22 protein-coding genes are annotated in these 19,714 nt (G+C 58.1%); 5 read left to right on the top strand and 17 right to left on the bottom strand.

Annotation, left to right across the window (positions count from 1 at the left end; all coding sequences use genetic code 11):
• Positions 1-4: 4 nt before the first annotated feature.
• The 12 genes from tolA to ACKZ62_RS05500 all read right to left on the bottom strand — a co-directional run bounded on the left by tolA (position 5) and on the right by ACKZ62_RS05500 (position 9,428).
• A complete protein-coding gene (gene tolA, locus ACKZ62_RS05555; RefSeq protein WP_032890917.1) occupies positions 5-1,078 on the bottom strand; it encodes a cell envelope integrity protein TolA in 1,074 nt (357 codons plus the stop codon).
• Positions 1,078-1,530 (bottom strand): protein TolR, encoded by a 453-nt coding sequence (tolR, locus tag ACKZ62_RS05550; RefSeq protein ID WP_160384999.1) that lies wholly within the window; start codon positions 1,528-1,530, stop codon positions 1,078-1,080. Before tolR ends, tolA begins: the two co-directional genes overlap by 1 nt.
• Before the next feature lie 23 nt (positions 1,531-1,553).
• Positions 1,554-2,249 carry a protein TolQ gene (gene tolQ, locus ACKZ62_RS05545; RefSeq protein ID WP_032890916.1) on the bottom strand — a complete coding sequence of 232 codons (696 nt, stop codon included), beginning with the start codon at positions 2,247-2,249 and terminating at the stop codon, positions 1,554-1,556.
• Between the two features lies 1 nt (position 2,250).
• Positions 2,251-2,706, bottom strand: coding sequence for a tol-pal system-associated acyl-CoA thioesterase (ybgC, locus tag ACKZ62_RS05540; protein WP_032890914.1), 456 nt, complete (start codon positions 2,704-2,706; stop codon positions 2,251-2,253).
• A gap of 139 nt (positions 2,707-2,845) precedes the next feature.
• Positions 2,846-3,904: a Holliday junction branch migration DNA helicase RuvB gene (gene ruvB / locus ACKZ62_RS05535; protein WP_003175801.1), complete on the bottom strand. Its 1,059-nt coding sequence runs from the start codon at positions 3,902-3,904 to the stop codon at positions 2,846-2,848.
• Entirely contained in the window at positions 3,905-4,516 is a 612-nt protein-coding gene (gene ruvA / locus ACKZ62_RS05530) for a Holliday junction branch migration protein RuvA (RefSeq protein ID WP_003175802.1), read from the bottom strand.
• 68 nt (positions 4,517-4,584) lie between these two features.
• Positions 4,585-5,109, bottom strand: coding sequence for a crossover junction endodeoxyribonuclease RuvC (gene ruvC, locus ACKZ62_RS05525; RefSeq protein ID WP_032890913.1), 525 nt, complete (start codon positions 5,107-5,109; stop codon positions 4,585-4,587).
• 157 nt (positions 5,110-5,266) lie between these two features.
• Positions 5,267-6,013 carry a YebC/PmpR family DNA-binding transcriptional regulator gene (locus ACKZ62_RS05520; protein WP_032890912.1) on the bottom strand — a complete coding sequence of 249 codons (747 nt, stop codon included), beginning with the start codon at positions 6,011-6,013 and terminating at the stop codon, positions 5,267-5,269.
• Between the two features lie 135 nt (positions 6,014-6,148).
• Complete coding sequence (gene aspS, locus ACKZ62_RS05515; RefSeq protein ID WP_032890910.1) at positions 6,149-7,924, bottom strand: aspartate--tRNA ligase; 1,776 nt, start codon at positions 7,922-7,924, stop codon at positions 6,149-6,151.
• 107 nt (positions 7,925-8,031) lie between these two features.
• A complete protein-coding gene (locus ACKZ62_RS05510) occupies positions 8,032-8,253 on the bottom strand; it encodes an FmdB family zinc ribbon protein (RefSeq protein WP_010208103.1) in 222 nt (73 codons plus the stop codon).
• A 179-nt stretch (positions 8,254-8,432) separates the two neighbouring features.
• A complete protein-coding gene (locus tag ACKZ62_RS05505; RefSeq protein ID WP_095185763.1) occupies positions 8,433-8,774 on the bottom strand; it encodes a ribbon-helix-helix domain-containing protein in 342 nt (113 codons plus the stop codon).
• 180 nt (positions 8,775-8,954) lie between these two features.
• Positions 8,955-9,428, bottom strand: a complete 474-nt coding sequence (locus ACKZ62_RS05500) for a Dps family protein (protein ID WP_003193874.1) — start codon at positions 9,426-9,428, stop codon at positions 8,955-8,957.
• Positions 9,429-9,854: 426 nt separating this feature from the next.
• On the opposite strand from ACKZ62_RS05500, the gene ACKZ62_RS05495 reads away from it, so the two are divergent.
• A complete protein-coding gene (locus tag ACKZ62_RS05495) occupies positions 9,855-10,457 on the top strand; it encodes a cold-shock protein (RefSeq protein WP_032890906.1) in 603 nt (200 codons plus the stop codon).
• A gap of 70 nt (positions 10,458-10,527) precedes the next feature.
• On the opposite strand, the gene ACKZ62_RS05490 is transcribed toward ACKZ62_RS05495, so the two are convergent.
• The gene (locus ACKZ62_RS05490; protein WP_032890904.1) at positions 10,528-10,734 is read right to left on the bottom strand and encodes a SlyX family protein; all 207 of its coding nucleotides are present in this window, start codon (positions 10,732-10,734) and stop codon (positions 10,528-10,530) included.
• Between the two features lie 3 nt (positions 10,735-10,737).
• Positions 10,738-11,163, bottom strand: a complete 426-nt coding sequence (locus tag ACKZ62_RS05485; protein WP_032890903.1) for an HIT domain-containing protein — start codon at positions 11,161-11,163, stop codon at positions 10,738-10,740.
• Positions 11,164-11,905: 742 nt separating this feature from the next.
• Between ACKZ62_RS05485 and ACKZ62_RS05480 the strand changes: the two genes are divergently transcribed.
• The gene (locus ACKZ62_RS05480) at positions 11,906-13,246 is read left to right on the top strand and encodes an OprD family porin (protein ID WP_095185764.1); all 1,341 of its coding nucleotides are present in this window, start codon (positions 11,906-11,908) and stop codon (positions 13,244-13,246) included.
• Positions 13,247-13,513: 267 nt separating this feature from the next.
• Here ACKZ62_RS05480 and ACKZ62_RS05475 read toward each other — a convergent pair whose 3' ends face one another.
• Positions 13,514-14,353: a mechanosensitive ion channel family protein gene (locus ACKZ62_RS05475; RefSeq protein ID WP_032890899.1), complete on the bottom strand. Its 840-nt coding sequence runs from the start codon at positions 14,351-14,353 to the stop codon at positions 13,514-13,516.
• Positions 14,354-14,489: 136 nt separating this feature from the next.
• Complete coding sequence (locus tag ACKZ62_RS05470) at positions 14,490-14,975, bottom strand: YajQ family cyclic di-GMP-binding protein (protein WP_003175814.1); 486 nt, start codon at positions 14,973-14,975, stop codon at positions 14,490-14,492.
• Between the two features lie 123 nt (positions 14,976-15,098).
• Between ACKZ62_RS05470 and ACKZ62_RS05465 the strand changes: the two genes are divergently transcribed.
• Genes ACKZ62_RS05465 through ACKZ62_RS05455 form a run of 3 tightly spaced genes read left to right on the top strand, consistent with a single transcriptional unit; the run spans position 15,099 to position 18,680 of the window.
• The gene (locus ACKZ62_RS05465) at positions 15,099-16,016 is read left to right on the top strand and encodes a putative 2-dehydropantoate 2-reductase (RefSeq protein ID WP_447096416.1); all 918 of its coding nucleotides are present in this window, start codon (positions 15,099-15,101) and stop codon (positions 16,014-16,016) included.
• Positions 16,017-16,062: 46 nt separating this feature from the next.
• Complete coding sequence (locus ACKZ62_RS05460) at positions 16,063-18,099, top strand: sensor histidine kinase (RefSeq protein ID WP_032890895.1); 2,037 nt, start codon at positions 16,063-16,065, stop codon at positions 18,097-18,099.
• Positions 18,100-18,101: 2 nt separating this feature from the next.
• Entirely contained in the window at positions 18,102-18,680 is a 579-nt protein-coding gene (locus ACKZ62_RS05455) for a cob(I)yrinic acid a,c-diamide adenosyltransferase (protein ID WP_095185765.1), read from the top strand.
• A gap of 78 nt (positions 18,681-18,758) precedes the next feature.
• Here ACKZ62_RS05455 and ACKZ62_RS05450 read toward each other — a convergent pair whose 3' ends face one another.
• Positions 18,759-19,703 (bottom strand): Nudix family hydrolase, encoded by a 945-nt coding sequence (locus ACKZ62_RS05450; RefSeq protein ID WP_122680777.1) that lies wholly within the window; start codon positions 19,701-19,703, stop codon positions 18,759-18,761.
• Between the last annotated feature and the right edge of the window lie 11 nt (positions 19,704-19,714).

Here is a 19,714-nt window from a genome sequence, read left to right as displayed (position 1 = left end):
TTTCTCACAAGGCTAGATCCTCAGGTGTGAATGTCATCTTGAATGAACGATAGGGAGCGAAGTCGCTTGGTTTCATTCCCTGCATCTCGGTCAACCGGCCAATGTTCTTGACTGCGGCAACCGCCGAACTGTCGAACGAACCATCACCACTGGACTTGGCCACGCTGACCGAAGTCACCGTACCGTCCGGCAACATGCCGATCTGCAGCACTACTGTCATGCCTTTGCGCGCCGAAGGTGGACGTGTCCAGCCTTCTGCTGCCCGTGCCCGAATCAGGTCGTCGAAACTGCCCGCGACTTCATCACCACGCTCATCGGCCAAGGCTTGCTGACGCTGCGGCGTGTCGGAGAGCAAATCTGCCAAGGCCTGGGCCTTTTTCTCTTCGGCGGATTTACGCGCTGCTTCCTGGGCCTTTTTCTTGGTGGCGTCGGCGGCAGCTTTCTTCTTCGCGTCGTCGGCGATCTTCTTCTTCGCCTCGTCTGCTTCAGCTTTTTTCTTGGCGTCTTCGGCGGCTTTCTTCTTCGCGTCTTCGACTATCTTTTTCTTGGCCTCTTCAGCGGCCTTTTTCTTGGCCTCTTCTTCGGCAGCTTTTTTCGCTTCTTCTTCAGATTTCTTCTTGGCTATATCAGCCAATTGTTTCTCTTCAGCCTTTTTAGCTTCGGCAGCTTTCTCGGACTTCTTGGCTTCATCAGCCTTTTTCGCCTCGTCGGCCTTCTTCGCTTCGTCAGCCTTTTTCGATTCCTCGGCCTTTTGAGCCGCCTCTTCTTTCTTTTGTTCCGCAGCAGCCTTCACCGCTTCCTGCTCGACCTTCTTCTGTTCCATCTGTTCGACTTCAGTCTGGCGCGCAGCCGACTTCTGGGCCTCACCCGCAATCTTCTGATTGGTCTGGGTGGTGGCCTGACTTTTCGATTTCAGCTGATACAGGGTCGCCTGCACGATCGGCTTGGCTGGCGGCAAGTCCGGAGTCATGGCAAAGCTGACGAACAACATGCCAAACACCAGGACGTGCAGGGCAATTGCCCAGACGCTAGGCCAGAAGTAGCTTTCCGAGGCGGACGGCTCTCGCTGTTGCTGCATCAGGGCGCCTCGGTAATCAAGCCAACGTTACCGACGCCGGCCTTCTGCAGCCCGCCCATGGCGCCCATGACGGAGCCGTAGTCGACCGACTTGTCGCCGCGAATGAAGACCTGGGTGTGCTTGCCGCCTTCGTTGCCGGAGCGAATGATCTTGGTCACAGCATCAGTCATCGCCGGCAGGGTCAGAGCCTTGTCCTGCTGCTTCTGGGTGTCGACTTCGCTGCCAAGGTTCCAGTAATAGGTCTTGTCAGCCTTGATCGAGATGGTCAAGACCTGGGTATTGTTGTCCTGAGGCAAGGCTTCGCTGGAAACCTTGGGCAGATCAACCTTCACACCCTGGTTGAGCATCGGCGCGGTCACCATGAAGATCACCAGCAGCACCAGCATCACGTCGATGTAAGGCACTACGTTCATCTCGGCGACCGGCTTGCGCTTGGTTCGAGCTCGAGTGATTAAAGCCATCGGGGAGTACCTGCTTATTCTTCGCTGGTGTGCACTTTACGGTGCAGGATCGCCTGGAATTCATCGGCGAAGGTGTAGTAACGGCCAATCAGGTTCTCGCCGCGCGCGGCAAAACGGTTGTAGGCGATAACAGCGGGGATAGCGGCGAACAGGCCGATCGCGGTAGCGATCAGAGCTTCGGCGATACCTGGGGCCACTGTGGCCAGGGTAGCTTGCTGGGCCTGGGCCAGGCCTCGGAAGGAGTTCATGATCCCCCACACGGTACCGAACAGGCCGATGTACGGGCTGACGGAACCAACGGTGGCGAGAAACGGCAGGCTCTGCTCCAGCTTCTCTTCTTCACGCGAGATGGCGACGCGCATGGCACGAGCCACACCTTCCATCACTGCTTCCGGATCAACACCCGGCTGCTGACGCAGACGCGAGAATTCCTTGAAGCCGGCACGGAAGATTTGCTCCACACCCGAATCCGGGTCCGGGTTGCTGCCGGCCTGGCGGTAGAGCTTGGACAGGTCGATACCCGACCAGAAGCGCTCTTCAAAGCTCTCCAGGGCACGTCGACCGGCACGCAGCAGGTTGCTGCGCTGAAAAATCATGACCCAAGAGGTAACCGATGCGGCTACCAGGATCAGCATCACCAGTTGAACCACAACACTGGCATTGCTGACCAGGCTCCACATGGAGGAATGGTCGACGACGGTAGGTTCCACGCTAAATCTCCTGCTTTGATTGTTTACCCGCGCCGCTCACGGCGGCAAAGGCCGCACGTAGAGTTTCGGGAATGGCCCGAGGTTTCAAACTGTTGGTGCGTACACACGCCACCAGGAACTGCCCCTCACAGAGCAGCGTTGCATCCGTTGCCCGCCTGACCTGCTGCTTGAAACGCAGGCTGGCACGGTTCAATTCGATTACTTCAGCGCTAACCAGAAGCTCGTCGTCCAGTCGCGCCGGCGCGTGGTAACGCGCCTCGCTGGAATGCACGACGAATAACAGGTCCTCCCCTGCCAGCTGGGATTGGGCAAAGCCCAGCTCCCGTAGCCGCTCGGTTCGAGCCCGCTCCATGAACTTGAGGTAATTGACGTAATAAACGATGCCGCCGGCATCGGTGTCCTCGTAATAAACGCGACAGCGATGTGCGAACGACTGATCCCCGTTTTGCGCGCGCATACTCTAGTGCTTACTCCTGAGGTTGCCAATCCGGCTGGGCAACTGTTTTTTCATTCTTTGAAACATTTGCAGTGACTGAATGACGACGCCAGACACTGGGACAGCACAAACATCGAATAAATCGACCCCCATGAAGCTTTTAATCGTCCACTGCATCGAGGAATTCGTCTACCACGGGCATCTCACCCAATCGTGACGGAATGTTTAATCCAAAGTGCAGATAAGCGTGACGCGTCACCACCCGCCCTCTTGGCGTGCGCATGATGTAGCCCTGCTGGATCAGGTACGGCTCAAGAACATCCTCAATGGTATGCCGCTCTTCACTGATGGCCGCAGCCAGGCTGTCAACGCCCACCGGGCCGCCGTCGAATTTCTCGATCATGGTCAAGAGTAGACGTCGATCCTGGTGATCGAAACCATGCTCGTCCACGTCCAGCAAGTTCAGCGCCAAGTCAGCCACTGCCTTGGTGATATGCCCCTTGGCCCGCACTTCAGCAAAATCGCGCACACGACGCAGCAATCGGTTGGCGATCCGTGGCGTGCCACGGGCACGACGCGCAATCTCAAACGCGCCTTCCGGGTCCAGGGGCAAGCCAAGTATGCTCGCCGAACGGCTGACGATGGTCGCCAGATCCGCCGTGCTATAGAACTCAAGACGCTGAACAATGCCGAAACGGTCTCGCAATGGGTTGGTGAGCATGCCCGCACGAGTCGTCGCCCCCACCAGGGTGAACGGTGGCAGGTCGAGCTTGATCGAGCGCGCCGCCGGACCTTCGCCGATCATGATGTCGAGCTGAAAGTCCTCCATCGCCGGGTACAGCACTTCCTCAACGATGGGCGACAACCGGTGAATCTCGTCGATAAACAGTACGTCGTGAGGTTCAAGGTTGGTGAGCAGCGCCGCAAGATCACCCGGACGCTCCAACACCGGGCCGGAGGTGGATTTGATCGACACCCCCATTTCCTGCGCAATGATATTGGCCAGGGTGGTTTTACCCAGCCCCGGTGGACCGAAAATCAATGTGTGATCCAGGGACTCACTGCGCCCGCGCGCGGCCTGGATAAACAACTCCATTTGCTCACGCACGGTGGGCTGGCCGATGTAGTCGGCCAGGCTCAGGGGGCGGATGGCCCGGTCCTGAACTTCTTCACGGTCGCGCGGACCAGTGGCCGCAATCAGACGATCAGCTTCAATCACTTAAATCATTCCCTTCAGGGCTCGGCGGATCATGTCTTCGCTGCTCAGGTTCTTGTCTTTAATCGCCGACACCGCCTTGCTTGCCTCCTGCGGCTTATAGCCCAGAGAGATAAGCGCGCTGACCGCATCGCTTTCGGCGCTCGCTACTTGGCCCGCCGGCATATCCGGCTGGTTCGGCACCAGGGCGAACATGCTCGGCACAACCTCCCAGGCCTTGAAGCGGTCTTTGAGCTCGACCAACAGGCGCTCAGCGGTTTTCTTGCCCACACCCGGTACCTTGGTCAAAGCCGAGGTGTCCTGGGCCGAAACGGCACGCACCAACTCGTCTACTTCCAGGCTCGACATCAAGGCCAGCGCCAGTTTCGGCCCTACGCCATTGAGGCGAATCAGTTCGCGAAAAAAGTCTCGGTCACGCTTGCCGATGAAACCATAGAGTAGTTGCGCGTCTTCGCGCACCACCAAATGGGTATGCAGCGTTATCGGCTCACCGACCGACGGTAGGCGATAGAGTGTGGTCATGGGCACTTCGAGCTCATACCCCAACCCGTTTACATCCAGAATCAGGTGCGGCGGCTGTTTCTCAGCCAGGGTGCCGCGCAAGCGTCCAATCACGGTTCAAATCCTTAAAGCGTGGGGGTCAGATCGAGGCCTGACCGCAAATTTCGATTGCGCTGATGCTATCAGAGACGCAGCCGCCCGCCACGACTGCGTGCTGTGCCCAACCCGTGGGGCAGCAGGCTGGAACGGGTGTGTGCATGGCAAATGGCAATAGCCAGGGCGTCAGAGGCATCAATCTGCGGTTTTGAGGTGAGCTTGAGCATGTGCATGACCATCATCTGAACCTGCTCTTTATTAGCGGCGCCGGTGCCGACCACGGCCTGCTTGACCTGAGTAGCAGTGTATTCCGCGATTTCCAGGCTCTCTTCGGCGCCGGCGACGATGGCAGCGCCACGGGCCTGGCCGAGCTTCAACGCCGAGTCAGCGTTTTTTGCCATGAACACCTTTTCGATGCCCATGGTCACCGGCCCGTAGGTCTGGATCACTTCGCGCACGCCGCGATAAACAATCTGCAGGCGCTCGGCTAACTCGCCCGCGCCGGTGCGGATGCAGCCCGAGGCGACATAGACGCAGCCGCGCGGGGTGTGTTGCACCACACCAAAGCCGGTGATGCGCGAACCGGGGTCGATACCTAGGATTAAAGTCATAACGCCTGCAGGTTGGATAAACACATTTTTTGATACACCGTAGTTCCAATGTGGGAGGGGGCTTGCTCCCGATAGCAGTGTGTCAGTCAGCTTATGTCTAACTGGACGACCGCCATCGGGAGCAAGCCCCCTCCCACATTTGGATCTACGTCATTCCTCAGCCTAGCTGTTCGGCCACGGATTCCGGAATATCGGCGTTGGAATACACGTTTTGCACATCATCCAGGTCTTCCAGCATATCCAGCAGCTTCAGCACCTTCTGCGCGCCATCCAAGTCCAACTCGGCGCTGGTGGTCGGCAGCATCACGATTTCCGCGTCGGTGCCTTTGAAACCAGCAGCTTCTAGGGCGTTGCGCACGGCATAGAAGCTGGCAAACGAGGTGAATACATCGATGGAACCGTCTTCGTTGGTCACCACGTCGTCGGCATCCGCTTCCATCGCGGCTTCCATCAGCGCATCTTCATCCGTGCCAGGCGCAAAGGAAATCTGGCCCTTGCGCTCGAACAGATAGGCCACCGAACCGTCAGTCCCGAGGTTGCCGCCACACTTGCTGAACGCGTGACGCACAGCGGCGGCTGTGCGGTTGCGGTTATCGGTCATGCACTCGACCATCACCGCCACGCCGCCTGGGCCATAGCCTTCGTAGGTCAGCTCAACCATGTCGTCGGTATCGGCAGCGCCGGCACCACGGGCCACAGCGCGGTCGATAATGTCGCGGCTCATGTTGGCGCCGAGCGCTTTGTCCAGTGCCAGGCGCAGACGCGGGTTGGAGCCCGGATCACCACCGCCTTGACGGGCAGCGACGGTCAGCTCGCGAATCCACTTGGTGAAAATCTTGCCTTTCTTGGCATCCTGACGCTCTTTGCGGTGCTTGATGTTCGCCCACTTGGAATGGCCAGCCATAACACAACTCCGAAATTCTCTAGAAACCTTGATCAACCCCGCCCCAGGCGGGATACAGCTCTTTAACGCAAAGGCGCATCCGAAGATGCGCCTTTTTGACTGCGTAAAACCCTATAGCGCTTTCACGCAGCAGCCTTACTCAGCCTTTGGCGTCTCGCGCAGACGGATGTGCAGTTCGCGCAGCGCCTTGGCATCCACCACACCCGGAGCCTGGGTCATGACGTCCGCAGCACTCTGGGTTTTCGGGAAGGCGATCACTTCACGGATCGACTGGGCACCGGTCATCAGCATCACCAGACGGTCGAGACCGAACGCCAGGCCACCGTGAGGCGGCGCGCCGTACTTCAGGGCGTCGAGAAGGAAGCCGAACTTCTCTTCCTGCTCCGCTTCGTTGATGCCCAACAGGCGGAATACCGCTTGTTGCATCTCTTTGCGATGGATACGGATCGAACCGCCACCCAGTTCGGTGCCGTTGAGCACCATGTCGTAGGCACGGGACAGTGCGCCAGCCGGGTTGGCTTCCAATTCCTCAGGCGAGCACTTCGGCGCGGTGAACGGATGGTGCAAGGCGCTGAAGCTGCCGTCGTCGTTCTCTTCGAACATTGGGAAGTCGACAACCCACATCGGTGCCCACTTGCAGGTCAGCAGGTCCAGGTCGTGGCCCAGCTTGATACGCAGCGCGCCCAAGGCTTCGCTGACGATCTTGGCTTTGTCTGCACCGAAGAACACGATGTCGCCGTCGACCGCGCCAACGCGATCCAGAATCGCGTTGAGGTTGTCCAGCGGAATGTTTTTCACGATCGGCGATTGCAGACCGTCAACACCGTTGGCGCGCTCGTTGACCTTGATGTACGCCAAGCCCTTGGCACCGTAGATGCCGACAAACTTGGTGTAGTCGTCGATCTGCTTGCGCGGCATGCTCGCGCCGCCAGGCACGCGCAGGGCCGCGATGCGGCATTTAGGATCGTTGGCCGGGCCGCTGAAAACTTTGAAATCAACTTCTTTCAGTTGGTCGGCAACGTCCACCAGTTCCAACGGGTTACGCAGGTCTGGCTTGTCGGAGCCGTAGCGGCGCATGGCTTCTTCGAAGGTCATGTGCGGGAATTCGCCGAACTCCAGGTCCAGCACTTCCTTGAACAGGTTGCGGATCATCTGCTCGGTCAGGCCCATGATCTCTTTTTCATCGAGGAAACTGGTCTCGATGTCGATCTGGGTGAATTCCGGCTGGCGGTCGGCGCGCAGGTCTTCGTCGCGGAAGCACTTGGCGATCTGGTAGTAACGGTCGAAGCCGGCCACCATCAGCAGTTGCTTGAACAGCTGCGGCGATTGCGGCAGAGCGAAGAACGAACCGGCGTGGGTACGGCTAGGCACCAGGTAGTCACGCGCGCCTTCCGGGGTGGCCCGGGTCAGGATTGGCGTTTCTACGTCAAGGAAGCCGTTTTCGTCGAGGAAGCGGCGGATGCTGGTGGTCATGCGCGAACGCAGACGCAGCTTCTCGGCCATTTCCGGACGACGTAAGTCGAGGAAGCGGTAGCGCAGGCGGGTTTCTTCGCCGACGTCGGAATATTCATTCAGTGGAAACGGCGGAGTTTCCGACTCGTTTAGCACTTCCAGCTCATAACCCAGCACTTCGATCGCACCGGACGCCATGTTCGCGTTCACGGCACCGGCCGGACGCAGGCGAACCTTGCCGGTGATCTTCACGACGTATTCGCTGCGCACACGGTCAGCGGCGGCGAAGCTCTCGGCGCGGTCCGGGTCAAATACCACTTGGGCCAGACCATCACGATCACGGATATCGAGGAAGATCACCCCGCCGTGGTCGCGGCGACGGTGAACCCATCCGCAAAGGGTAATTTCCTGACCTTCCAGGGTCTCGTTCAGTTGGCCGCAATAGTGGCTGCGCATCATGGTCGTGGTTTCACTTCTCGTAATTCGAAATTCGGTGGAGGCTTGCCTCGTCACCGCACAGTTAAGCAGGGGACGGATAATGCAGTAGCCTGCGCGTGGAGTTCAACTCAGTCTGCTTTGTCGCCGCCGGCCAGATTCTTCTTCGAGCCGGTCTTGAAATCGGTCTCGTACCAGCCGCTGCCGCTCAGGCGGAAGCCTGGCATGGACAACATCTTCTTGAGCTCGGGTGCCTGGCAGGCCGGGCAATCGACCAACGGCGCGGCGCTGATCTTCTGGATGGCTTCCAACTGATGTCCACAGGAAGCACATTGATAGTCGTACATGGGCATGGCGATGTCTCGGCGATCGATCGTTACTGTGCCGCGCCCGCTCTTGGAGTAGAGCAGAGGGAGAAAGCCCCGGCAGCAGCAAAGCGCGAGATTATATCTGGTAAATCGAGGCAGCGCAGCCGGCTTTCTGCCCGGAGCCTGGTCCACTTCGACGGCGGACCGGCCCCAAAGCCGACCGATCACTCAGGGTTTGGCGAGGCAACACGGCCTTTTAATAGATGAACCACGCACACAACCCTGACCAAGCCACTGAAGTTCTTCACACCTCCATACCGCAAGTGCACTTCCCGATCGACATAGGACAGCAGCGCACTGACAGAGCAGGCATTGATCCTGGCTATTTCCGTGAGGATGTTCCAATAGATCTGCTCAAGCCGCAGACAAGTGGAAAACCCATTGAGCCGTACCGATCGGGACATTGGCTTGGCCAGCCCCATATCGAATCCCTTGGCGAAGGGGTCGACGTTTATCTTATGAAAACCACCGGTTTCCATTACTCCAATATCCACTCCACGTGACATACACCTGACACTCCATTGCCAAACAGCAGCCCACGGGTCCTCCCATTGGGCAGTGACCCTATAAAACAGCAGGACGAGGCAGGCAGCCAGAAGACGGGACGTTGAAAGGCGTAGGACAACGCTAGGAAATGCATGGAAACAAGCAAGTGGCGCCGCGATGGCGCCACTTGGGGTCAACGACTACTGATTTTCGAGAAGAGAGCGCAGCATCCACGCGGTTTTCTCGTGAACCTGCATACGCTGAGTCAACAAGTCTGCAGTCGGCTCATCGCTGACTTTATCAAGCAGCGGGAAAATACCCCGCGCGGTCCGTGTGACAGCTTCCTGGCCCGCCACCAACTGCTTGATCATCTCTTCTGCGCTGGGTACGCCCTCTTCTTCCTTGATGGAAGACAGACGGGCATAGATCGAATAGGCACCCGGCGCCGGAAAACCCAGGGCACGGATACGCTCGGCAATAGAGTCAACCGCCAGCGCCAGCTCGTTGTACTGCTCTTCGAACATCAAGTGCAGCGTCCGAAACATGGGGCCCGTGACGTTCCAATGGAAGTTGTGGGTCTTCAGGTACAGTACATAGGTATCGGAAAGCAGTCGTGAAAGCCCATCGACGATGGATTTACGATCTTCTTCACTGATACCGATATCGATTGCCATGTTTATCCCCTTCAATTGACAAGCATTCATTGATCAGGTGCAGGACCACTGTAGCAAGAGTGCTGCTGACGCGCAGCCCGCCAAGGACACGGTGCGGCAAATGGTCCTGCGCTTTACGCCCTCTTCGGCGGCAACCAAGCCCTTTGAGCTACGCAGGAAAATTCCCGCCAACCGCCCAAAAAACACCTGCACCTGTCTAGGACCAGCGTTTCACGCAGAAATGCCCCGCACCCTGCAAAGCACGAAAATGCTTGATTTGAGTAGGCACAGCCTTTGCTGTTAAATAGGCAGCGTGTCGCCGCCGTTTTTTCACGGCGAGCGGCATAGGCTGATACCCGTGCACGTGCCCAACGCCTCCCATTGTTCAGAAGCGAACCGTGCCAGTCAGCTCTTCCTTGTGATCCGTCTTAACGTGAGTTAATCAAAATGTTGAAAATCGTCCACCTGCTAACGGGCGTTGCAGCGTTGCTGCTGTCCTTTATCCCGAGCCTGCAGCCTGAAAGCCTGCCCTACCTGCAACAACATGACGCTTTGTACCTGGCCTTGTTCGGCCTTCTTAACCTGACGCTCGCCCCAGTAATCCCTTACTGGAACAAAGGCACGCGCCATCAACTGCAAAACCTGGTCAGCGCGCTGCTGGTACTGACCGTTGTCGTACAAACCCTCACCCTCCTGGCACCCATGCCTGAAGTCGGCGGCCATCCGGCCATCCTGCTCAGCCTGGTAATTGCTGTGGTCGCCATCGCTCTTCACCTGGCTATCAGCTTCTACCGCTCGTCCCCCGCGGCCGCGTCGCAAAACTACGACATGACCAATCGGGATACCGGTACCGTCAAGTGGTTCAACACATCCAAAGGCTTCGGCTTTATTTCCCGTGATTCGGGCGACGATATCTTCGTCCACTTCCGGGCCATTCGCGGCGAAGGCCATCGTGTTCTGGTTGAAGGCCAGCGCGTGGAGTTTTCCGTGATGAATCGCGACAAAGGCCTACAAGCCGAAGACGTGATCGCTGCATTGCCGCGTCGCTGATTCCAGCCGTCGCAGCAAAAAAAACCGCGATCCAGCCTGGCTGGGTCGCGGTTTTTTTATTGCCTGTCGATCAGTAGTGAGGCGGCGGCGCTTCCTCTTCGGATGACTCGAATTGCCCGCCCATTTCTTCCTGGCGCTTAAGCAGCGCGGTCATCTGCAACTGCAGCCGTTCGACGGCCCGCTGCTGGGTGACCAGGATGTCATTCAGGGTTTCGATGGTGTCGTCCTGGAAGGCCAGGCGGCTTTCCAGTTCAGTGACGCGGTCTTGCAGATCCATGGTTCAGCCCTGGGTAAAGATAAAGTCGGCGGGCAGCAGCTCGCGCAGACGCGAACGAATGGCGACCAGTTGCTCTTCAGTGTACGGCTGGGCCGGATGCTTGCCCCACACTGGAGCAGGCCAGGCAGCGTCATCACGCTTGCGTACGATCACATGCACATGCAATTGGCTGACGACGTTGCCCAGCGCGCCAATGTTCATCTTGTCGGCGGCCAACCCTTCATTCAGCCACTGCGCCAAGGCAGTGGTCTCTTGCCACAAGGTATGTTGATCTGCGACATCCAGCTGAAACACTTCGCTGATACCGTTGATACGCGGCACCAGGATGAACCAGGGGTAGTTCGAATCATTGGACAGCAGCAGGCGGCACAGCGGGAAGTCCCCGATGACCAGTGTGTCTTGTTGCAAACGTTGATCTAAGGCGAACACCACGGGCACTCCGTTCGGCAGGTCAGTTTCAGGCGCCAGCATACCTTTGAACGCGCCAGGCTTCACGGCGAATGGCAGCAACGTAACGCAAACCGATAAAAACCTGCACTCTTAAGAGGCAGGCAAATATTTGAGCTACGCTAATCCGGGCCTTTCAAGGGCGCACCAAAATGACCCACTTGTGCATCAAAGGGATCCGCCGACTACCCACTTGTAGGGTGAACCGGTAACGTTTTTCTCTGGCACAGTGTTTTAGTACCACCGAACAGGCGTAACCCATGCACGTCAAGCCCAAACAAAACGGCGTAAAAACCCCGTACTTATGAGGTTTTTACACGCCCACCACGCTTTTCACGAAAAAATGACATTCGGTTACCGGTTTGGGCGCGCTTGTTGCATTCACACTCACATCGTCGGCAACGACACCCGTTTGGAAGCAGGTGTTTCGCGATAAAAGAACAGCAGCGTTTCGATGCGCCCCACGGAAGGTTTCAAACTTCGAAAGAGGTCTGAAAACAGCATTGAAGTTGTCAGTCCCGTAACATTCAGGACTGTGAATTTGCGACATGGACCTAGCAATTTACGACAGCCTCGTAAAGAAGCTGAAAGGAAAGTTTGGTAAGTATCGTCATTAGAGTCTGCGTGATATAACTTTGCGCCGACACAAAAAAGAAAGAGCCGCCCAGATAAAAATACAGGTGGGACGGCAGTACTCTTCCGAAAACCAAAGGAGCAAATCACGATGCGCGTGATGAAGTGGAGCATGATCGCCCTGGCTGTTTCTGCAGGCACCTCGCAGTTCGCAATCGCGTCCTCTCAGGACGACGCAAAGGGCTTTATCGAAGATAGCACCCTGACCGCGAAAACCCGTGCAATGTACATGAACCGTGACTACAAGGACGGCGTGGGTAACGTGCGTCGTGGTAACGGTACCTACACCACCGGCACCGACGACAAAGTCAGCGGCTACCGTCAAGACACCGGTATCAGCGAGTTGCTCACCTACCAATCCGGCTACACCCAAGGCACCGTCGGCTTCGGCGTCGATCTCATGGGCATGGGCAGCTATAAGCTTGATGGCGGTGCGGGCCGTGCCGGTAACGGTCTGTTCGCAACCAATGGCGCTGGCGAGCCAGAATCCACTCAGTCCAAAGTGGCTGGGGCAGCGAAACTCCGCATCTCCGACACCGTGCTGAAATATGGTAACCAGTTCGTATCCAGCCCGGTTTTCACTACCGACGACGGCCGTCTGCTGCCTGAAGTCGCCACCGGCACCTTGATCACCAGCAACGAGATCAAAGGTCTGGAATTGACCGCTGGCCGCTTCACCGCACTGAGCGCGCAAACCGGCATGGGCCGTGACAGCATCAACGGTCGCAGCCGTGTTACCGGCAAGCAAAACCCAGGGCTGAGTGCAGCGAATATCGCTGGCTTTACCTACTCGGGCCTTGAGAACTTCATTTTCGCGTTCCACGCCTCCGATGTTGAAGACTACTGGAAGAAACAGTACGTCAACGTCTTCTACACCCTGCCGCTGAGCGACAAGCAATCGTTGAGTTTCGACTTCAACGGCTACCGCAGCAAGGACGACGGCAAGAAGCTGAACGGCGACCTGGACAACCGCGTCTGGAGCCTGGCAGCTGCGTATAGCATCGACGCACACAAGTTCACCCTGGCTTACCAGCAGTCCTCTGGTAAAACCGGTTACAACTACGGTGTCGACGGTGGCGGTACCGTTTACCTGGCCAACTCCGTGCAAATCTCCGACTTCGTTGGCGAAGACGAGAAGTCCTGGCAGGCTCGCTACGACCTGAACATGGCCTCGTTCGGCGTGCCAGGTCTGAGCTTCATGACCCGTTACACTCGCGGTAGCAACGTTACCGTTGCAGATTCCAGCGATGGTAAAGAGCACGAGTGGGACGTGGAAGCCAAGTACGTACTGCAAGAAGGCCCGGCCAAAGGTCTGTCCTTCCGCGTTCGTAACGCAATCTACAGCGGCACCAACAGCGATTACCGCGCGACCAACTACGACAACCTGGTCGACACCCGTGTGATCGTAGAATACCCACTGAGCATCTTGTAATTTCAGTGGTCAGCTGATTGCGCTAACGCGTAACGCTAATAAAAACCGGCGCCCTTAATCAGGTCGCCGGTTTTTTTATGACCTACAAAAAGCGCTTCAATTTTACATAGCAAGCTAACTAAGAAACCTAGGCTTACTAGTTGTGTTACTCGGCGTCGATTAAAACTTGATAGTTGCCAAAGGGGAGTGACAAAAAACAAGGGGCATGAAGCCCCTTGTCTTTAACAGCAATAGCTGACCGAGCGGCCAAGTTAATAAAGCAACTGATTACACAGCCGCTTCCTGAACCACACGAATAACCCGTTGCGGAAACGGAATATCAATCCCCGCCGCCTTTAAACGATCACGCGCCAGTTCATTGAGCATGAAGACTACATCCCAATAATCCGGGGTTTTGGTCCAGCAACGCAGGGAAACCGTGATGGAGCTATCGCCCAATGTCGAGACCACCGCAACCGCTGCAGGATCAGTCAGTACACGGGGATCTTTTGACAGTTCCAGAAGCACGTCACGGGCTTTTTGCAGGTCGGCGTCATAATCCACGCCCACATCAAACACCACCTTGCGGGTCGGCTGACGGTTGGTGTTGGTGATGATGCCGTTGGACAGGATGCCGTTAGGTACGATCACGGTCTTGTTGTCGCCAGTGCGCAGCACGGTGTGGAAGATCTGGATGCTGTCGACAGTGCCCGAGGTGCCCTGCGCTTCGATCCAGTCACCAATGCGAAATGGGCGGAACAACAGAATCAACACACCACCGGCGAAGTTGGCCAGGCTGCCCTGCAATGCCAGGCCGATGGCCAGGGTCGCGGCACCGATGGCCGCCACGAACGAGGTAGTCGCCACGCCGATCATCGAGGCCACGCTGACAATCAGCATGACCTTCAGCGCAATGTTCGCCAGGCTGGTGATGAAGTGTTGCAGTGCCAGGTCCGCGTTACGCAGAGCCAGCAAGCGACCTACACGGTGGGTCAATACGTTGATCAGCCACCAGCCAATGGCCAGGGTAATCACTGCCAGTAGTACTCGGCTGCCGTATTCCATGATCATCGGGATCCACGACTGTGAGGTCTTGATCAGGTGATCCACTTCAGCATTGAAATCCATCTATCGTCTCCTGTTTGGCGGATGTGCGGCTTTATTGACGGCCTAAAAACGCAAATGAGCCCCGTAGGGCTCAAGTGCAGGCACAGGTTATGGGGCGTGGGACGTCAAAATCGCCCGCTGGTTCCACAAAATGCCATCAGTCGCGGAAGTTATTGAACTGCAGCGGCATGTCAAAGGTTTTGGCGCGCAGGGCAGCGATGGCCTCTTGCAGGTCATCACGTTTCTTGCCAGTGACGCGAACCTGCTCACCTTGGATGGCCGCCTGGACTTTCAGCTTGGCGTCCTTGATATGGGCGACGATCTTCTTCGCCAGCTCCTTATCGATGCCTTCCTTTAACACTGCTTCCTGCTTCATCAGCTTGCCGGAAGCGTAGGCGTCCTTGATTTCAAGGCACTGTGCATCGATCTTGCGCTTGACCAGCGACAACTTGAGGATCTCGATCATCGCTTCCAGCTGGAAATCGGCTTCAGCGGTCAGGTTGACGGTCAGTTCCTTTTCCTTGAACTCGAAGCTGCCCTTGCCCTTCAGGTCATAGCGACGGTCCAGCTCCTTGACGGCGTTCTCGACGGCGTTGGTGACTTCGTGTTTGTCCAGTTCAGATACCACGTCGAACGAAGGCATGTGATTTCTCCAATATAAGGGGCGGGTTCAGTAGAGATGGAGCGCGCCCGAGCTAAAATGCCGGGGCATTATAGCGGTTCTTTCGCCCCGTTCACCGCAGGCGACCCTACGGAGCACAAACTGATGTCGACCACCTGGCATATTCTCGGCGCCGGCAGCCTTGGCACACTCTGGGCCACGCGCTTGGCTCGCGCCGGCCTGCCCGTGAGGATGATCCTGCGCGATAAGGCGCGCCTTGCCAGCTATCAGGCCGGTAAGGGGCTGACGTTGGTCGAACACGGTATAGAAAAGACTTATCCGGTGATTGGCGAAACGCCTGACAACCCCGAGCCGATTCATCGCCTGCTGGTAGCGTGCAAAGCCTACGACGCCCAGAGCGCCGTCGCACATTTGCAGCATCGCCTGTCGCCACACGCCGAACTGATCCTTTTGCAAAACGGCCTTGGCAGCCAGGACGCAGTGGTTGCTCAGTTCCCCCAAGCACGCTGCATCTTCGCCTCCAGCACCGAAGGCGCGTTTCGCGACGGCGATTGGCGCGTGGTGTTTGCAGGCCACGGCTACACCTGGCTGGGGGATGCAGCCCACCCTGCCCCACCGCTGTGGCTGAACGACCTGCACGCCGCCGGCATCCCCCACGAATGGAGCACCGACATTCTTACGAGGCTATGGCGCAAGCTCGCGCTCAATTGCGCGATCAACCCGCTGACCGTGCTTTACCAGTGCCGCAACGGCGAACTGCAAACCCATCAATGTGAAGTGGCAACCCTGTGCGCTGAACTCGGTGAGCTGCTGGAATGTTGCGGCCAACCCGACGCCGCGCTGGACCTGCAACACGAAGTGGAACGGGTGATCCACGCCACAGCCGCTAACTACTCTTCCATGTACCAGGACGTCGCCAACGCCCGCCGCACCGAAATCAGTTACCTGTTGGGCTATGCTTGCCAGGCGGCCGCACGCCACCAATTGAACCTGCCGCATTTGCAGCAGTTGCAGGTGCGTTTGATTGATCAGTTAGTTGCACGCGGATTGCCCCACGACTGAACCACGCGCTACCCTGCCCGCCTGTCTATCACCTGGGATAACCCTGATGCCGTTGCGCCAGCGCCTCGAAAATCTACCGGTTGGGCAGAAACTGCTGGCCGCCCTGTTGGTGTTGTTGACCACCGTATTGCTGGTGGCCAACCTGACCTTTATCAGCGCCGCGTACTGGATTTCCCAGGAAAGCATGGCACCTCAGGCGTTGCAGGCCATCGGTCGCCTGGTATCCAACCCGGGCCTCGCCGCTGAAGCACTCGAATCCCCCGCCCAAGCCGATGCCCTGCTCAGTGAGCTGACCAGCTATTCGCCATTACGCGCCGCCGCCCTGTATGACGGCGAAGGCAACCGCCTGGCGCAGATGCAACACGGCGATCGCCTGCACTTGCCGGACAACTATCGGCATATCGAGGCGTGGCGTGTTACCGAGTTTCGCAGCAACCAGATCATCACCCTGCCCCGGGCAGGCCAACCTTCCGGGCATTTGCTGCTGGTGGCCAGCAGCGAACTGCCGGTGGCCTTCTACACCGGCACGCTGACGGCCAGCCTGGGTATCCTGATTTTCAGTGTGCTGCTATGGCTGATCATCGCCCGGCAGATCAAGCGCCTGATTACCCGGCCGATCCACGAATTGGAAGAACTGTCGCGCCAAGTAACCCGCGAAGAGAACTACGCCCTGCGCGCCGGCCGTGGTAACCGCGATGAAATCGGCAGCCTGGCCGAAGCCTTCAACACCATGCTGTCGCGTATCGAAGCTCGCGAACAGCAGCTCAAGCGCGCACGGGACGACTCCCAGGCCGCTTACGACCAAGCCCAAGGCCTGGCCGAAGAAACACGCCATACCAACCGAAAGTTGGAGCTGGAAGTCCAGGTTCGCAGCAAGATCGAGAAAAAACTCACCGGTTTTCAAAACTACCTGAACAGCATCATCGACTCGATGCCCTCGGCGTTGATCGCCCTGGACGAACAACTCTACGTCACCCAGTGGAACCAGGAAGCCAGCGCGCTTTCCGGTACGCGCCTGGATGAAGCGCTGAATCAGCCGATCTACCTCGCTTTTCAACCGCTCAAGCCGTACCTGCCGCAGATCAAGGCTACTGTGGAGCAGCACACGGTAGAACGCATCGAGCGTGTCACCTGGATCAAGGATGATGAACCCAAGCATTACGCCCTGACCTTCTACCCGCTGATGGGCGGTGCCGGGCGGGGCGTGGTGATCCGTATCGACGACATCACTCAGCGTCTGTCCCTGGAAGAAATGATGGTGCAGTCGGAAAAAATGCTCTCGGTCGGTGGGCTTGCCGCCGGTATGGCTCACGAGATCAACAATCCGCTGGGGGCGATCCTGCATAACGTGCAGAACATCCGGCGCCGGCTGTCGTCCGACCTACCCAAAAACCTGGAGTTCGCCGAGCAGGCAGGTATCGAACTGGAAAAGATCAACCGCTACCTGGAAGGCCGTGAGGTGCCACAATTGCTGGATGGCATCCAGCAAGCCGGTGCGCGAGCGGCCAAGATCGTCACTCACATGCTCAGCTTCAGCCGCCGCAGCAACCGGCAGATGGCGCCTTGCGACCTGCCGGCGCTGATCGACCAGGCCGTGGAAATTGCCGGTAACGACTTCGATCTGGCCATCGGTTTCGACTTCAAGGGCCAGGCGATCATTCGTCAGTTCGACCCCCAATTGGGCCCGGTGCCCGGCACTGCCAACGAGCTGGAACAAGTACTGCTCAACCTGCTGAAAAACGCAGCCCAGGCCATTCATCTGCGTGAAGACGATCGCGAACCGGGGCGCATCATCCTGCGCACACGTCTTAACCCGCCGTGGGCAGAGATTCAGGTGGAAGACAACGGTATCGGCATGAGTGAGAACGTACGTAAACGCACTTTTGAGCCGTTCTTCACCACCAAAGAGATCGGCCAGGGCACTGGGCTGGGGCTTTCGGTTTCGTACTTCATCGTCACCAACAACCACAAAGGGCAGATGGAGGTGCATTCCACCCTCGGTCAAGGCACTTGTTTTACCCTGCGCTTACCCTTGGCGGGCAGCCAACTGCCGCCCAATGAACTGACCCAACTGGAGCACTGACCATGGGCTTTCGCCTGTCGAAGATTTACACCCGTACTGGAGACACAGGCGAAACCGGCCTCGGCGACGGTCGCCGTGTACCCAAGGACCACCCGCGAGTTGAGGCCATCGGCGAAGTCGATTCGCTGAACAGCCAACTGGGATTATTACTGGCGGGCCTGGAAGAGCAAAGTGGCAAGCATCCGGAACTCAAAGATGTGATCGAGGTACTGACCCCATGCCAGCATCGATTATTCGACCTCGGCGGTGAGCTGGCGATGCCGGTGTACAAGGCGCTGAACGCAGCGGAAGTGGATCGGCTGGAGGCCGCGATTGATCGCTGGAATGAAGAGGTCGGGCCGCTGGAAAACTTCATCCTGCCCGGTGGCTCGGCGTTGATCGCCCAGGCCCATGTGTGTCGCAGCCTGGCGCGCAGTGCGGAGCGGCGCTGTCAGCACCTCAACGCGGTGGAGCCGTTAGAGGGAGTGGGGTTGGCGTATATCAATCGGCTGTCGGATTTGCTGTTTGTGGCGGCGCGGGTGATTGCCAGGCGCCAGGGGATTGCGGAGATTTTGTGGCAGGCGGCGGCTAAGCCACACTGATCACGATTCGCTGAATGGCAGGGCCTGATCGGGGGGCAAGTCGAATCGTCGCACCCGATGAGGCCCGCCAGAGCAGCTTCAAACTTGTGGCCAGAACGCCCTGATACCCGCTACACCCTGAGCCCCAGCTTCCCAAGCCTGTTCCCGATCAGCAGGTCCAACCCCACCCAACAGAAACACCGGTTTGCTGAACCCACGGATCAACTCTGCCGCCTGCTCCCAACCCAAAGGCTGGGCATCAGGGTGGGTCTGGGTCGGCTGCACCGGCGACAGCGTGACAAAATCCACGTCCATCATTTCTGCCAGCGCCAGTTCTTCAGCGTTGTGGCAGGAAGCAGCCAACCAACGGTCTTTCGGCAGCGGCCGGCCCTTGCTCGCGTATTTGCGCAGTTGCGCCGAGGTCATGTGCCAGCCGGCGGCAGGAAAATCCCCCAGCCATTCAAACGGTCCTTTAAGCATCAACTGCGCCTTGCCAGCGCACAGACCCACCGCATCTACCGCGAGGTCGCGGTATTTCGGGTCGTAACCGTTCGGCGCACGCAGTTGGACCAGCTTGATGCCGCCCGCGACAGCCTTCTGAATCCCGCGTAACAGCGTCGGGGTTTCGAGTTCGCCGGGGGTGATCAGGTAATCGGCAGGCAAGCGCGCGGCGGCAACGATTGGAGCGTTAGCGGCCGGGAACTCGTAGTTGAGCAAATCCCGAGGCGCCACCCATTCCAGGGGTTGCCCTTCGACACCGTGGGGCTCGCCGGTAAAAGCCGAGACTTCCCAGACATCCAACAAGACCTGCTTGTCCGGATAGTCATGCTGCACCTTGATCAACGGCCGAGCCGTGGCGACCTGGATACCCAGTTCTTCCTGTAATTCACGGGACAGGGCCGAGGCGACCGACTCACCGGCCTCCACCTTGCCACCGGGAAACTCCCAGAGACCGCCCTGATGCTGGGTATCCGCGCGGCGCGCCAGCAGGATCCTGCCGTCGACACCGCGGATCACCGCTGCTGCTACATGCACTCGTTTCACCGCGGTTATCC

This window comes from Pseudomonas sivasensis, from assembly GCF_052938085.1.
Note: the sequence above shows the minus strand (reverse complement) of the source record. Positions and strands in the feature narration are given on the sequence as shown.